Raw genomic sequence first — 13,701 nt, forward strand, 5'->3', positions numbered from 1 at the left:
AATCCCCCAGATAAATACATCATCCGTTTCTGCGGCAACGGCACGATAGTGCACGTCAACTCTGGCGAGCCAGGCTTTTCCAGCCTTTTTGAGCGGCAAGGATGGGTGGGAAGGATTCTGTTATAAAAGTGGGAAGCTCTTGTTTGCAAACTCACGGATCGCTGTAGGCAATTGTTGAGAGCAGCACTGGAAATAGGTGGATGTGAAATGCTTCAAGATATATAAAGCATAGCCGATTGTCCATCCCAGTGTTCAGCCAGTCCTTGCCAAGTTTTAATATGGATGAGTTCTTTTGGATTAAAAGTAATGGAAAATATAATTTCGTTTATGCTATAAACAATCATAAGCATGTCGTTGGCGAGTATGTGGATATATGCTCGCAATCTCTTTTCTAGCTACTTTAAGGCGAATGCGTGGAGAATAGAACTATGATTAATATTCTTAAAATTCTGACCGTGGGCGCAGTTTCCATCGCATTGCTGACAGGGTGCTCGACCACCCACAAAGCTACCCAGTCTGCAAGAACGCCCATCGAACAATTACTCATCAGCGAAGCTGCGATACGGAGTGCCTCACCTACGCCTGAGCGCCCCTTGCCTATTCCCAAGGGCGCGAACGTCATACTTACCACATCGGGATTGAACACGGATCAAGTTATCCTGCAGCAAGTTTTGACAGGCTGGTTGGGGCAACAGGGTTACCTGGTTGTTCAGAAGGACGATAAAAATGCGACACATCGCATTGATGTGATTATAGGATCGTTGGGCACCGAGTTATCCGGAACATTCATCGGCATGCCCCCGATCCAGAGTACACTCATTCCTTTTTCGTTACCGGAATTAGCGTTCTATAAATCTCAATACCAGACCGGGTACGCAAAATTCTATATGAATATTTTTGAAATGCCGTCGGGCAAATTTGTAGGGTCAACCTCTCCTTTTCTAGCCGACGCTTATTATAATGATTATACGATTTTTTTTATATTTGCATTTACCTCGACCGATCTCACCTCGCCGCCAGAACTGGGCTCTCTCTATCGCAAGCCGCTTAATCCGCCACCTTCTCAAAATGAATATGAAACGAAACCCAGGACCGTAAAATAACGGTATGAGACTGCTTCAGTCTAAGTTCGAGTTAAAAATGGGGGCAATTGTACAATCCGGGCCGTGGGGGCTCCCCCACAAGATAAGAATCAAATGATACAAAAATTTTCTAGAAATCATGGGCCTGGAGTGACAAATAAGCAATCAACTATGGGGATCTGGGCTTAAATCAATAAAGCCGGAAGACATGAACAGGCAGCTTAAAGGATGTCACCCTGATCCTGCTTTTCTTCCTGCTTCCCATTCCACCACTACGCCAGGTTCCCCTGCCACCGCCTGAAAACCGCAATCCACGCCGATTCCCGGCACACATGCTAGCTGTTCTCCGATGAAGATCAACGGCAGCACTTCACGTTCCCACGGTGGGAGCGACGCTTCCCGAAGAAGATTCTTGAGGCTGCGGCGCGGACGCTTAAAATCCGGACGCAGCCGTTCGCCTCCCCGGCGCATACGAACAGTAACAGGGCTTTCCATCAGCTTCTGAAGATTGATTCCAGCACCCTTGCAGCGCGTGAATTTGACGGTACCGCCCAGGCCAGCGAGGGTAAGCTGCTTTTCTCCGTTCCATGCCACCTGCCATTCCACGCCCAGAAACGAATCGACATTGCGCACGTGAACCATTCCCCTGAAACAGCGCACCTCCGTATTCCCAAAAATGATATGCAGTTTTGAATCCGCACTTGAGGACCGCAGCTGCCGCAAAATCTCCTCCAGTTTTGCTGTGCTGGGCAGTATGACGCCCTGCTGCGCCAAAGCGTAGCGCAGCAGATTTCTGGCGCGGGGAAAACTCAATTCCCGTAAATCCCCTACTTGAAGTTTTCCGGGGATGATACAGTTGTTGCTATCGGCTTCAGCCAGCTCATCGAGCAAATCCGCTGCTTCCGCCATATGCCGGCTTGCGCGCGAAAATGTCGCGCGATAGGAAGGAAAACGCTTTTCCAGCAGCGGAAAAAATTCATGGCGCAGGAAATTGCGATCGAAAGCAATGTTGTCGTTGCTTTCATCGATGATCCACCGCAATGCATTTCTCGTGGCGTAATCCTCGATTTCGCGCCGTGACACATCGAGTATTGGCCGCAATATCTGTGGCCCATAATCCGACATGCCAGCGCCGGTTCCTGACACTCGTTTCCCGGTTTTCGATGCGTTATGTTTTATTGCGCACGCGGAATTCCTTACTACCGGCATCGCCCCCAGCCCCTTCACACCGGCCCCTCGCAACAATTGCAGCAGCAGCGTTTCCGCCTGATCGTCCAGATGCTGGGCTAATACCACATAATTGGCCTTTTGTTTAGCGAATACCCGATAGCGCACATCGCGGGCAGCCGCCTCCAAGCTGACACCGGATTCCCAATTGACCTTTACCTTGGCGATTTTGAGAGGAATACCTCTGGATCGGCATAAGTCACGGCAGAATTTGCTCCACTTAAGCGCATTAGCACTGATGCCGTGGTTGACGTGGACGGCGGAGAGTGAAAACCGCAAGCTGACCGATAATGGAATGAGCAAATCCAGCAGCACAACCGAATCCACCCCGCCGCTCAACGCGGCAACGAGATGATCGCCACGCCGAATCTGCTCACGCAACACATTCTCGGCCTTGCTGGAGATGCTACTTGACCTTAGCTTCCTTGAACTTGCCATATCCCATCAGCCGCTCAAAGCGTTTCTCCAACAACTGCTCTGTCGTGTAGCCCTGAAAGTGGCGGAGCGATTCCTGCAACGATTTCCTCATGGATTGCATGATGGCGAGGTAATCGCGATGGGCTCCGCCAGGCGGCTCGCTGATAATCTTGTCGATCAGCCCCATGGTTTTGAGCCGATGGGCAGTAATACCCATGATCTCGGCGGCTTCCGGCGCCTTGTCCGCGCTTTTCCACAGGATGGAGGCGCAGCCTTCGGGGGAAATGACAGAATAGGTTGCGTATTGCAGCATCTGCACGACATCGCCCACCGCCACCGCCAGTGCCCCGCCGGAACCGCCCTCGCCGATGATGGTGCAGATCACCGGCACCTTAAGTTCCGCCAGCACATAGAGATTCCTGCCAATGGCTTCCGACTGGCCGCGTTCCTCAGCACCGATGCCAGGGTACGCACCTGGCGTGTCGATAAAGGTAAGCAGCGGCACAGAAAATTTTTCCGCTAGACGCATCAATCTCAGCGCCTTGCGATAGCCCTCGGGCCTCGGCATGCCGAAATTACGATGAATTTTTTCCTTGGTATCACGGCCCTTCTGGTGACCGATGATCATGACCGTCTCACCCATGAATCGTGCCAATCCGCCAATGATGGCCTGATCATCGGCGAAATTCCGGTCACCGTGAAGCTCCTCGAAATCAGTGAACAGATGCTGAATATAGTCGAGCGTGTAGGGGCGTTGCGGATGTCGCGCAACCTGCGAAATTTGCCATGGCGTGAGCTTGGCATAGATACCGTTGGTAAGCGACTGGCTCTTCTTCTGCAGCCGCAGGATTTCTGCCGAAATATCCACCGCTGAATCGTCCTGAGCAAAACGCAGCTCCTCGATTTTTGCTTCAAGCTCGGCGATGGGCTGCTCGAAATCCAGGAAGGTAATTTTCATCCTAAATCCGGCAATTTGACGGGAAAGTCTTGTAAATCATAGCAGCGAGCTTGAAAAATGAATGAAAAATGAGTGGTCAACTGTCGGATTCAGGACAACGGAACATGAGTGTAATTTTGAAACCGCAATGATACAGGATCACGGGCGACCCTAGGAATCTCTGAATATGTCCTCAATGGGGCACAATGCTGGCAACTCGGGAAGTTACGGAGCAACCGGCGGATCATAGTCAGTCCGCTCGTGGAGCGCTCCGGCAGTGAGTTGGAACGATGTTCGGAATTCACTGTAAAAACGTATAAAATAGGCAGTTTTTTTCCATCTTCTTTCAGGAAATACGCTTTGATCACCACCGCCAATATCACCATGCAGTTCGGGGCCAGGCCCCTGTTCGAAAATGTCTCCGTCAAATTCGGCGACGGCAACCGCTACGGCCTGATCGGAGCCAACGGCTCCGGCAAATCCACTTTCATGAAAATCCTCGGCGGCGATCTGGAGCCTACTTCCGGCAATGTCAGCGTTGATGCGGGCGAACGGGTGGGCAAATTGCGCCAGGATCAGTTTGCCTTCGAGAATTGCCCGGTGATTGATACCGTAATGATGGGACATGAGGAGTTGTGGCGCGTAAAGGAGGAGCGCGACGCGATTTATGCCAATCCTGACGCCAGCGAGGACGACTACATGCATGCCGCCGAACTTGAGGCACGCTTCGCCGAACTGGACGGCTATTCCGCCGAAGCGCGGGCAGGAGAATTGCTATTGGGCGTGGATATTCCGCTGACACAGCATGCGGGACTGATGAGCGCCATAGCGCCCGGCTTCAAGCTGCGTGTGCTGCTGGCGCAAGCGCTGTTTGCAAATCCCGAAATTCTGCTGCTGGATGAACCCACCAATAATCTGGACATCAACACCATCCGCTGGCTTGAAGATATCATCAACGCGAGCAGGAGCACTATAGTCATCATTTCACACGATCGCCACTTCCTGAACAGTGTCTGCACTCACATGGCGGATCTGGATTACGGCGAAATCCGTATTTATCCCGGCAATTACGACGACTACATGACTGCGTCCACCCAGGTACGGGAGCGCATGCTGGCTGATAACGCCAAGAAGAAAACCCAGATTGCAGAATTGCAGTCGTTTGTCAGCCGTTTTTCCGCGAATGCCTCCAAGGCGCGCCAGGCCACCAGCCGCGCACGCCAGATCGAGAAAATAAAACTGGAGGACGTAAAACCTTCCAGCCGCCAATATCCCTACATCCGCTTTGAAATGGACGAGCGCGAAAAACTGCATCGCTTGGCGGTATCGGTGCAAAGCATCAGCAAGCATTTCCCCGGCATGGAAAAACCGCTGCTGAAAAAATTCAGCCTCAATGTCGAAGCAGGCGAGAAAATTGCCATCATCGGTCCCAACGGCATCGGCAAAACCACGCTGCTGCGGTGCTTGGCCGGCGATCTGGCGCCCGATGCGGGAGAGGTAAAATGGGCAGAAAAAGCGCGCCCCGGTTATTTTGCCCAGGATCACGCCAGTGATTTTGAGGCGGACATGTCGCTCACCGACTGGATGACACAGTGGCGGCGCGAGCACGACGACGATCAGACCGTGCGCAGCGTTCTCGGCAGGCTGCTGTTCTCCGGCGATGAAGTAAAAAAGCCGGTTAAAGTCATCTCCGGCGGCGAGGAAGGACGCATGCTGTTCGGCAAGCTCATGCTGCAAAGGAACAATGTTCTACTCATGGACGAACCGACCAATCATCTCGATATGGAATCCATCGAATCCCTGAACAGTGCACTAGAGAAATATACGGGAACGCTGATTTTCGTTTCCCATGACCGGGAGTTTGTATCCTCCCTGGCCACCCACATCATTGAAATGAAGCCGGATGGGATCAGCGACTTCAAGGGGAGCTATGAAGACTATCTGTTGGGCCAAGGGGTGGTATGAGCAATTTCTCTAATTTATCCACCTTATCCACCGAGAAAATACCGTAAATTTCGTCATTCCCGGTCTGGCCCGGAATCCAGTCTAAACCGGCAATGACGTGCTTTGAACGCTACTGAATACCGGTTTCCGCCGGTATGACATTCTACTTTCCACCATTCCCGCGAAAGCGGGAACCCATCCGTTCGCTCTGTACCGTTTACTCATCGAATCAACAGCCGACGGCAGCCAGAGCGGCGCGATAGCGCTCCCAGTCAAAACAAGGCCCCGGATCAGTCTTGCGATCCGGCGAAATATCGGAGTGCCCGGCAATACCGGTGATGGGATAAGCCTTTTGCAACGCCAGCGTGAGCGCCACCAGTGCCATATATTGGCTACCGGTAAACGGCTTGATATCACTGCCTTCAAGCTCGATGCCGATTGAGAAATCGTTACAACGGACCCTACCCTGCCAGCAGGATGCTCCGGCATGCCACGCACGTTTTTCGCAGGGAACAAACTGGATGATCTCACCATCCCGGCGGATGAAGAAATGGGTCGACACCCTGAGATCACGTAGTCTCTGGTAGTAAGGATGGGCTTCGAGATTGAGCCTGTTGGTGAATAGCTCGATGACATCGTCACCGCCGAATTCGTCCGGCGGCAGGCTGATGTTATGGATCACCAGCAAATCGATCGCACACCCGGCCGGACGCTCGTCGCAATTGGATGAAGGAATGAAGCGTACGCCGTCCAGGCAGCCCGTTTCGTTAATTTGTAGGGGGGGCTGGCCTTCACACACTGCCGGGGTCCACATTGCCTGAGTTGCTGTAAATTCGGACGAGTTGAATTCTATTGCTGCAAATGCAAACGACGATGCTCGTCGCTACAGAAAAACTTGTCTTCGGAGAGAATGCTTTCGCTTTTCGGCAAATGCACACCACAGTGAGTGCAGCGCACCATATCTTCGCCTTCGATGGACGGAGACTTTTTCTGAACCTCTTCCTGCCGCTTCTTTAATCCGCGCCGATAGCTCCGTATTGCCCAGAAAACAAGCACGGCGATAAGGGCGAAGAACAGTAGTCTACCCAACGCGTCGTCTCCGTTGCCGCATCAAAATTGGTCGGGGTGAGAGGATTCGAACCTCCGACTCCTGCGTCCCGAACGCAGTACTCTACCAGGCTGAGCTACACCCCGAATTATGAATCAGCTACTACTTGTATATTGTTATCAGCACGTACTGTTCTCAACCGCCACATCCCACCAAGCGCGTGGGCGCAATTGTACGCAGGAAGGGGCATCCGGGCAATCCAAAATTATTCCGGAAGCCTCCTGCAGACTTTGAACTTCAGTCGCAAGCCCGATCGCCGGGCCCGGCGCTGAAAGCATCGTGCTAATAATTTCGCGCTACCGCAAAAGTGGTCAGTTGTAACAGACATTCCTTATAATCAGAATCCTGGATTGATGAAATCATTGCGGATGCGGTGTTGGATTCGGCTTGCGCCCGCTGTCGCGTGTAAGCCAGTGCGCCGGTTTGCTGGATAACTTCCAAAACCGGCCCGAAGCCACCCTCCCCGCCCTGTTCGATGGCATTGCGTATGATGGCCGCCTGTTCATCCGATCCTGTTCTCATTGCATAAATCAATGGTAGCGTAGGCTTGCCTTCGGACAGATCGTCACCCAGGTTTTTGCCTGTTTCCTGATAATCGCCGGAATAATCCAGCATGTCATCGGTCAATTGAAACGCTGTACCGAGATGCATGCCATAAACGGCCATCGCTTCTTCTTCCGCCGGCGTGGCATTGCCAAGGATCGCCCCGAGCCGGGTCGCCGCCTCAAACAGCTTGGCGGTCTTGTACCGAATCACCCGCAGGTAGTTCTCCTCATCGACGTTGGGATCGCGGCAATTGAGCAACTGCAGCACCTCGCCTTCGGCGATCGTATTGGTGGCATCGGCCAGCACCCGCATGACGCGCATGTTGTCCACTTCCACCATCATCTGGAACGCGCGGGAGTAGAGAAAATCGCCCACGAGCACGCTGGCGGCATTGCCGAACAAAGCATTGGCGGTGGCTTTGCTGCGCCGCAGCTCCGAGGCATCCACGACATCGTCGTGCAGCAGGGTCGCGGTATGAATAAACTCCACGACCGCCGCAAGATTGAAATGATACCTGCCGGAATAGCTGAATGCGCCCGCGGCAAGAATCACCAGTGCCGGCCGCAGGCGTTTCCCGCCACTGTTGATGATATATTCGCTTACCTGTCGAATGAGTCCCACATCGGAATAGAGTTTGGCGCGGATAACCGCGTCAACCGCATCCATGTCCCGGGCGATAAGATTTCTGATACGTTCAATAGACACAGGGGTTCCCGCAAAAAAGGTGCCATGGTAGAAACGTCACTGCCAACGTGTCAAGCTCGACAATTGGGCCAGCCGCATATTTTGACACAAAACTCATTCGCAACAGGCCTTTGACCTTGGAGGGGCCGGTATGTATAATGCGCGCTTACTTCTTTCGGAGCATCCTGAGAGAGCAACAACTGGAGTCGAACATGTACGCGATCATAAAAACCGGCGGAAAACAATACCGCGTTGAAGCCGGACTAAAACTTAAAATAGAACAGATACCCGCGGAGATTGGCAGTGAGCTGTCGATTGACCAGGTATTGATGATTTCCGATGGCGACAATGTCTCGATGGGCAAACCGCTGCTAAGCGGTGCCTCGGTTAAGGCGACGGTACTGAACCAAGGCAGACATGACAAGGTGCGTATTTTCAAGATGCGGCGGCGGAAGCATTATCAGAAACATCAGGGACATCGGCAGAATTATACTGAAATCCAGATCACCGGCATTTCGGCATAGGGAGAGTTTACCATGGCACATAAAAAAGCAGGTGGCAGTTCCAGAAACGGTCGTGATTCGAATTCCAAACGCTTGGGTGTCAAAAGCTACGGCGGTGAATTGATCCCGGCCGGGAGCATCATTATTCGTCAGCGCGGCACGCAGGTTCATGCGGGTGACAATGTCGGCATGGGCAAGGATCATACCCTGTTCGCCAAGATCACCGGTACGGTAAACTTCAGCACGAAGGGCGCGACGCAACGCAAAACAGTCAGCGTCATACCGATCTAGGCGTCACCCGTTACGCGAAAAAGCCCTGTCAGCCCGGCAGGGCTTTTTCGTTTTGAGCATGCGTATCTGACCGCAAAAATTATCTTATGAAATTCATAGACGAAGCAATAATCCAGGTGGTTGCCGGGAAAGGAGGCGATGGCGCCGCCAGTTTCCGCCGGGAGAAGTTCATTCCCAAGGGTGGCCCCTCGGGGGGCGACGGCGGACATGGCGGCAGTATTTACGCCATCGCCGACCGCAACATCAATACTCTGGTGGATTATCGCTTTGCACGTTTGCATCGTGCCAAAAAGGGAGAGAATGGTCGAGGCTCCGATTGCTACGGCAAGGGTGCCGATGACATCGTATTGCGCATGCCGGTGGGCACGGTTATCACCAATGCCGCCACCGGAGAGGCCGTCGCCGACCTGGAGCGCCATGAGCAAAAGGTGCTATTGGCCAAGGGTGGCGCGGGAGGGCTTGGCAATCTGCATTTCAAGTCCAGCACCAACCGTGCGCCCCGCCAGTTTACCTTCGGTGAACCCGGAGAGGAACTCGAGCTTAAACTGGAGCTTAAGGTACTGGCTGACGTAGGACTCCTGGGCATGCCCAACGCCGGCAAATCAACCCTGATCCGTGCAGTCTCCGCCGCCCGCCCCAAGGTTGCGGATTATCCCTTTACGACGATGCATCCCAACCTGGGCATGGTACGCGTCGATCAAAACCGCAGTTTCGTGATGGCGGATATTCCCGGTCTGATAGAGGGTGCGGCCGAAGGTGCCGGGCTGGGCCACCGCTTTCTCAAGCATCTCACGCGTACCCGCCTGTTGCTCCATATCGTGGACATGGCGCCGCTGGATGAAAACATCGATCCCGTGCGCGAAGCTAAAGCCATCGTCAAGGAGCTGGGGAAATACGATGAATCGCTCTATCAGAAACCACGCTGGCTGGTGCTGAATAAAGTCGATCTGCTACCAGAAAATGAGCGCGAAAAGATCTGCAAAAAATTTATCCGCAGCTTGGGCTGGAAGGGAAAAAGCTTTACCATTTCAGCGCTGTCCGGCGAAGGCTGCAAGGCCCTCACCTACGCCATCATGGAGCATCTGGAACAGGAATCAGGAATCGGAAACGAGGAGCAAATCACGTGACAAGGAAAGGGCTGATTTGCTACGTGATCTAAAGTCCATTGTCCAATTTCGCGTCGCATGATGCAAAACTCATTCTCGAAGCCTATACAGCGCGTCCTATGATGCCTGCTCAGGCAGTGAAATCCGTGTTTCATGGCAGGCCGAACGGGCTGCCCGCTTGCGATCCCGCCTGACCGGCACTCCGCTATTTATAAAGCGCCTGGCAAAGACTATACTACCTGCGCTTCGTTTTGGTTCTTCCACACAGTCCTATTGTCAGCTCAATATTTCATACCTTGAGCGGTCCGAGGAAGTCAAGTATCCAAGACCGCAAGAAATTCACATGCTCCTCGCGCGAAAACCAAACATGCAATCCATCGTAAAACAATCGCGGCGCATCGTTGTTAAGGTCGGCAGCAGCCTCGTCACCAATGAGGGACAGGGACTCGACCATGCCGCACTGGCGCGCTGGGCGGAGCAGATCGCCAGGCTCAAGGAAATGGGCAAGGAAGTCGTGCTGGTTTCTTCCGGCGCGATCGCGGAAGGCATGCAGCGTCTGAACTGGAAGAAACGCCCTCACGCGCTGCATGAGCTGCAGGCTGCCGCCGCCGTCGGACAAATGGGCCTGGTGCAGGCTTATGAATCCTGTTTTCGCGGGCACAACATACAGGCTGCGCAAGTGTTGCTCACGCATGAGGACTTATCGGACCGCAAGCGCTACCTGAACGCTCGTTCGACCCTGATTACCCTGCTAAGCTTGAACGTCATTCCCGTCATCAATGAAAACGATACGGTAGCGACGGATGAAATCCGCTTCGGGGATAACGATACACTTGCCGCACTGGTAACCAACCTGATCGAGGCCGACGTGCTGATAATTCTCACCGACCAGGGTGGATTATTCACCGCCGACCCGCGCAAGGATGCGAAAGCCACGCTGGTAAGGGAGGCCCGTGCCGGAGACCCGGCGATCGAATCAATGGCGGGCGGCGCCGGCAGCGCCATAGGCCGTGGTGGCATGCTGACCAAAGTGATGGCAGCAAAACGTGCGGCGCGCAGTGGTGCCCACACCGTCATCGCGTCGGGACACGAAAACGGCGTCCTGCTTCTTCTCGCTCAGGGAAAAGCCATTGGTACGCAACTGCTGGCGGAAACCATGACATTGGCGGCGCGCAAGCAATGGCTCGCCGATCATTTACAAATGCGCGGAAACGTCATACTGGACGAAGGAGCGGTAAAAGCGCTCACAGGGAGCGGCAAAAGTCTTTTATCGATAGGTGTGACGGGTGTCCTGGGTAATTTCGAGCGTGGCGAGGTGGTTGGTTGTTTTGATCCGGCGGGCAGGGAAATTGCCCGGGGGCTTGTTAACTATAACGCGGCTGAAACCCGGAGAATTCTGCGCCGGGCCAGTAACGAGATCGAAAGCATCCTGGGATACGTGGGCGAACCGGAACTTATTCATAGGGATAATCTGGTTCTGCTATAGTATGAACTAACATCATTCGAAAGGATGCCCATGAAACCGCTTACCAGACTTGACGCCAATTTTTCGGCCAGCCCGCAAATCGACGCGGAAGACCTGCCTGATATTAAGGCGGCGGGATTCAGAAGTGTCATCTGCAACCGGCCGGATAGCGAGGACGGAGGGACTCATGCGGATCATCATCTTCTTGAAGAGGCGGCGAAGAAACTGGGGCTGGAATTCGCCTACCTGCCTATAGTGCCCGGACAAATAAACGCTACCAATATTGCCAGTTTCAAGACGATAGTCGCCAATTTGCCTGCCCCAACCGTTGGCTATTGCCGACTGGGGATTCGTTCAAAAACCCTCTATGAGCGATCACGGTGATACAATTTCCTGATCCGCTTAGTAGTCTAGCCTCATGATATTCCGGCAGTTGTTCGAGCCCCTGTCCAGCACCTTCACATACCTCCTCGGCTGCGAGGAAACCGGGCAAGCCGTGCTGATCGATCCAGTGATTGTGTCCATGGATCGCGATTTGGCTGAGCTCAGCCGCCTCGGACTGAGGTTGGCCTATAGCGTTGATACGCATATTCATGCCGACCATATCACCGCCGCGCTCGAGCTGAAAAAGCAGGTGGGCAGCAAGATAGCCGCACCGGCTTTCGACCGGCTATCCTGTACAGAACTGGGTGTGGAAGAAGGCAAGCTGTTCCAGGTGGGAAGCATTGCCTTGCAGCCGCTGCATACGCCGGGGCATACCGACGGGCACTTCGCCTATCGATGCAATGACAGGGTCTTTACCGGCGACGCCCTCCTGATTGAAGGATGCGGGCGTACCGATTTTCAAAATGGTGATGCGGACGCGTTATATAAAAGCGTGAAGGAAAAACTGTTTTCGTTACCGGATGACTGTCTGGTATACCCGGCCCATGACTATAACGACCGGCGAGTCTCCTCCATTGCACAGGAAAAAAAACGCAACCCCCGGTTGGGAAACAACCGTACCCTGGAAGAATTCAGGGAAATCATGGCAAACCTCGGATTGCCATATCCGACGTTTATGGATTATGCCGTGCCCGGAAACCGGCAGTGTGGCGTCTGCCCCGATGACCTGCCGGAGAACCTGCAAAAATACTGCCGGCATATGACGGCTAGCCCCCAAGGATAGCGCGCGCGTTGTGACATTGATGTGAGCTGCCTGGCAGAGTTACTCAGTAACGCACGGCGCGCGGATGGACCCCTGCTTTCAATGCGTTGATGGCCTCCTCCGCATCTTTCACCATGTGGATTCCGAGGGGGCAGAAGTAATACCGGTAGAGCGCCCGCTGGGCGTAATTCTGGGCAATATTTTCAAGATCAGCCCATTTCGATAGCCTTGCCCGGCCCCAGGTATTATCGCTGCGGCCATAGGCATAGGTCCTTTTCTCCGCAGTCTGGCAGCGTATTCCCTCGTAACTCACATTCATCGCCCCTGACTGCGACTTGACCACAAGGCTATAGCGCACTACGCCATCCTCCCCTACCGCAATGGAGGGGGCATCGACGTAATGAAGGTTGTTGCTGGCCGGACCGGCATCGAATTGCAGCATATTTTCCGGCTTGGGATAACCCGGTAATTGTGTCTGGAGTTCGATCCAGGGTTTTTCATGATCAAACTCATACTCGAATTTATTTTGCTGGGCGTAAGCCGCAATCGGCAGAAAGCATAGCAACGTCAGGAATTTCTTCATCATGTCGTCAAGTCCGCAGTCAAATCATCGATTAAAGCGTCGCGCACCGTTCCTGTTACCAGTTTAGCCGGAACGTCATACGCGAGGTGGTCGATGCCCATGCTCAAAGTGGCATCCTGGCGCAATGCTCCTATCATGTCCTTGCTCAGCTCGAAACGCAAAAAATGCACCGAGGAGGTTTTTTCCGCATTCTCTCGCTCAAGATCCTCATCGGCGATGGCGTAAACCGGTTCATGATCACTCACCCGGACCCATACCCTGTCTTCTATGCCCGTCAATTCCGCCAGTCTGGCGGCGCGCTCGACCGGATCAGGATATTCAATCATCATAGTAGCTTTCCAGTTGCCGCCATCGGGTACCAGAGGAGCATACGCGTTCAGCTCATCCAGTATTCCCTCCTCCTCGAAAATCTTCTCCACCCGCAGCATTTCCTGGATTTGATACCGTATGGTCAGCTCATCCTCGAAAATGAGCGTCACGTTTTCGCCCAAATGAACCTTGCGGTTTTTCTTGTGGGCCATTACCCTGGCGCGGAATTCCTGCCGCGCTTTGGCATAGGCCTCCAGTGTCATCAGGCTGTCACGGGTGATCTGGGGCATGATTGATAGATAATTCCGGATTGGCGTAACAAGAATGATGGTTTTGGGTAAGCATGCCGCCC

Annotated in this window: 15 protein-coding genes and 1 tRNA gene; 8 read left to right on the forward strand and 8 right to left on the reverse strand. The window is 53.5% G+C overall.

Annotated features, from left to right (window positions below; genetic code table 11):
* The first annotated feature begins 428 nt into the window (after positions 1-428).
* Positions 429-1,103 carry a hypothetical protein gene (locus EBAPG3_RS11850; RefSeq protein ID WP_004177904.1) on the forward strand — a complete coding sequence of 225 codons (675 nt, stop codon included), beginning with the start codon at positions 429-431 and terminating at the stop codon, positions 1,101-1,103.
* Positions 1,104-1,313: 210 nt separating this feature from the next.
* Here the strand turns inward: EBAPG3_RS11850 and tilS are convergent, their stop codons facing one another.
* On the reverse strand, positions 1,314-2,747 hold the full coding sequence (tilS, locus tag EBAPG3_RS11855) for a tRNA lysidine(34) synthetase TilS (RefSeq protein WP_040852273.1): 1,434 nt from the start codon (positions 2,745-2,747) through the stop codon (positions 1,314-1,316).
* Complete coding sequence (locus tag EBAPG3_RS11860) at positions 2,716-3,684, reverse strand: acetyl-CoA carboxylase carboxyltransferase subunit alpha (protein ID WP_004177902.1); 969 nt, start codon at positions 3,682-3,684, stop codon at positions 2,716-2,718. The genes tilS and EBAPG3_RS11860 overlap by 32 nt, the downstream gene beginning before the upstream one ends.
* A gap of 339 nt (positions 3,685-4,023) precedes the next feature.
* On the opposite strand from EBAPG3_RS11860, the gene EBAPG3_RS11865 reads away from it, so the two are divergent.
* Positions 4,024-5,628 (forward strand): ABC-F family ATPase, encoded by a 1,605-nt coding sequence (locus EBAPG3_RS11865; protein ID WP_004177901.1) that lies wholly within the window; start codon positions 4,024-4,026, stop codon positions 5,626-5,628.
* A gap of 208 nt (positions 5,629-5,836) precedes the next feature.
* On the opposite strand, the gene ampD is transcribed toward EBAPG3_RS11865, so the two are convergent.
* The 4 genes from ampD to ispB form a co-directional block, all read right to left on the reverse strand.
* Complete coding sequence (ampD, locus tag EBAPG3_RS11870) at positions 5,837-6,421, reverse strand: 1,6-anhydro-N-acetylmuramyl-L-alanine amidase AmpD (protein WP_051049005.1); 585 nt, start codon at positions 6,419-6,421, stop codon at positions 5,837-5,839.
* Positions 6,422-6,456: 35 nt separating this feature from the next.
* Positions 6,457-6,696: a PP0621 family protein gene (locus EBAPG3_RS11875; RefSeq protein ID WP_004177899.1), complete on the reverse strand. Its 240-nt coding sequence runs from the start codon at positions 6,694-6,696 to the stop codon at positions 6,457-6,459.
* A 28-nt stretch (positions 6,697-6,724) separates the two neighbouring features.
* A tRNA-Pro gene (locus EBAPG3_RS11880) sits at positions 6,725-6,801 on the reverse strand.
* Positions 6,802-6,997: 196 nt separating this feature from the next.
* Positions 6,998-7,966 carry an octaprenyl diphosphate synthase gene (ispB, locus tag EBAPG3_RS11885; protein WP_004177898.1) on the reverse strand — a complete coding sequence of 323 codons (969 nt, stop codon included), beginning with the start codon at positions 7,964-7,966 and terminating at the stop codon, positions 6,998-7,000.
* A 191-nt stretch (positions 7,967-8,157) separates the two neighbouring features.
* Between ispB and rplU the strand changes: the two genes are divergently transcribed.
* The 6 genes from rplU to EBAPG3_RS11915 all read left to right on the forward strand — a co-directional run bounded on the left by rplU (position 8,158) and on the right by EBAPG3_RS11915 (position 12,478).
* Positions 8,158-8,469 (forward strand): 50S ribosomal protein L21, encoded by a 312-nt coding sequence (gene rplU / locus EBAPG3_RS11890; protein ID WP_004177897.1) that lies wholly within the window; start codon positions 8,158-8,160, stop codon positions 8,467-8,469.
* A 12-nt stretch (positions 8,470-8,481) separates the two neighbouring features.
* Positions 8,482-8,739 carry a 50S ribosomal protein L27 gene (rpmA, locus tag EBAPG3_RS11895; RefSeq protein ID WP_004177896.1) on the forward strand — a complete coding sequence of 86 codons (258 nt, stop codon included), beginning with the start codon at positions 8,482-8,484 and terminating at the stop codon, positions 8,737-8,739.
* An 86-nt stretch (positions 8,740-8,825) separates the two neighbouring features.
* Positions 8,826-9,866, forward strand: coding sequence for an Obg family GTPase CgtA (gene cgtA, locus EBAPG3_RS11900; RefSeq protein ID WP_004177895.1), 1,041 nt, complete (start codon positions 8,826-8,828; stop codon positions 9,864-9,866).
* Positions 9,867-10,212: 346 nt separating this feature from the next.
* Positions 10,213-11,331 (forward strand): glutamate 5-kinase, encoded by a 1,119-nt coding sequence (gene proB, locus EBAPG3_RS11905; protein ID WP_004177893.1) that lies wholly within the window; start codon positions 10,213-10,215, stop codon positions 11,329-11,331.
* Between the two features lie 30 nt (positions 11,332-11,361).
* Positions 11,362-11,694 (forward strand): protein tyrosine phosphatase family protein, encoded by a 333-nt coding sequence (locus tag EBAPG3_RS11910; protein ID WP_004177892.1) that lies wholly within the window; start codon positions 11,362-11,364, stop codon positions 11,692-11,694.
* A gap of 34 nt (positions 11,695-11,728) precedes the next feature.
* Positions 11,729-12,478, forward strand: coding sequence for an MBL fold metallo-hydrolase (locus EBAPG3_RS11915; RefSeq protein WP_004177891.1), 750 nt, complete (start codon positions 11,729-11,731; stop codon positions 12,476-12,478).
* A 43-nt stretch (positions 12,479-12,521) separates the two neighbouring features.
* Here EBAPG3_RS11915 and EBAPG3_RS11920 read toward each other — a convergent pair whose 3' ends face one another.
* Both EBAPG3_RS11920 and EBAPG3_RS11925 read right to left on the reverse strand, forming a co-directional pair.
* Positions 12,522-13,043 (reverse strand): CNP1-like family protein, encoded by a 522-nt coding sequence (locus tag EBAPG3_RS11920; protein WP_004177890.1) that lies wholly within the window; start codon positions 13,041-13,043, stop codon positions 12,522-12,524.
* On the reverse strand, positions 13,040-13,639 hold the full coding sequence (locus EBAPG3_RS11925) for a DUF3501 family protein (protein ID WP_004177889.1): 600 nt from the start codon (positions 13,637-13,639) through the stop codon (positions 13,040-13,042). The genes EBAPG3_RS11920 and EBAPG3_RS11925 overlap by 4 nt, the downstream gene beginning before the upstream one ends.
* Positions 13,640-13,701 lie beyond the last annotated feature (62 nt).

This window comes from Nitrosospira lacus, from assembly GCF_000355765.4.
Lineage (GTDB): Bacteria > Pseudomonadota > Gammaproteobacteria > Burkholderiales > Nitrosomonadaceae > Nitrosospira > Nitrosospira lacus.

Coding starts and splice junctions, on each gene's coding strand:
- EBAPG3_RS11850 (WP_004177904.1), top strand. CDS start 429: ATGATTAATATTCTTAAAATTCTGACCGTGGGCGCAGTTTCCATCGCA.
- tilS (WP_040852273.1), bottom strand. CDS start 2,747: ATGGCAAGTTCAAGGAAGCTAAGGTCAAGTAGCATCTCCAGCAAGGCC.
- EBAPG3_RS11860 (WP_004177902.1), bottom strand. CDS start 3,684: ATGAAAATTACCTTCCTGGATTTCGAGCAGCCCATCGCCGAGCTTGAA.
- ampD (WP_051049005.1), bottom strand. CDS start 6,421: ATGTGGACCCCGGCAGTGTGTGAAGGCCAGCCCCCCCTACAAATTAAC.
- rplU (WP_004177897.1), top strand. CDS start 8,158: ATGTACGCGATCATAAAAACCGGCGGAAAACAATACCGCGTTGAAGCC.
- rpmA (WP_004177896.1), top strand. CDS start 8,482: ATGGCACATAAAAAAGCAGGTGGCAGTTCCAGAAACGGTCGTGATTCG.
- cgtA (WP_004177895.1), top strand. CDS start 8,826: ATGAAATTCATAGACGAAGCAATAATCCAGGTGGTTGCCGGGAAAGGA.
- proB (WP_004177893.1), top strand. CDS start 10,213: ATGCAATCCATCGTAAAACAATCGCGGCGCATCGTTGTTAAGGTCGGC.
- EBAPG3_RS11910 (WP_004177892.1), top strand. CDS start 11,362: ATGAAACCGCTTACCAGACTTGACGCCAATTTTTCGGCCAGCCCGCAA.
- EBAPG3_RS11915 (WP_004177891.1), top strand. CDS start 11,729: ATGATATTCCGGCAGTTGTTCGAGCCCCTGTCCAGCACCTTCACATAC.
- EBAPG3_RS11920 (WP_004177890.1), bottom strand. CDS start 13,043: ATGATGAAGAAATTCCTGACGTTGCTATGCTTTCTGCCGATTGCGGCT.
- EBAPG3_RS11925 (WP_004177889.1), bottom strand. CDS start 13,639: ATGCCCCAGATCACCCGTGACAGCCTGATGACACTGGAGGCCTATGCC.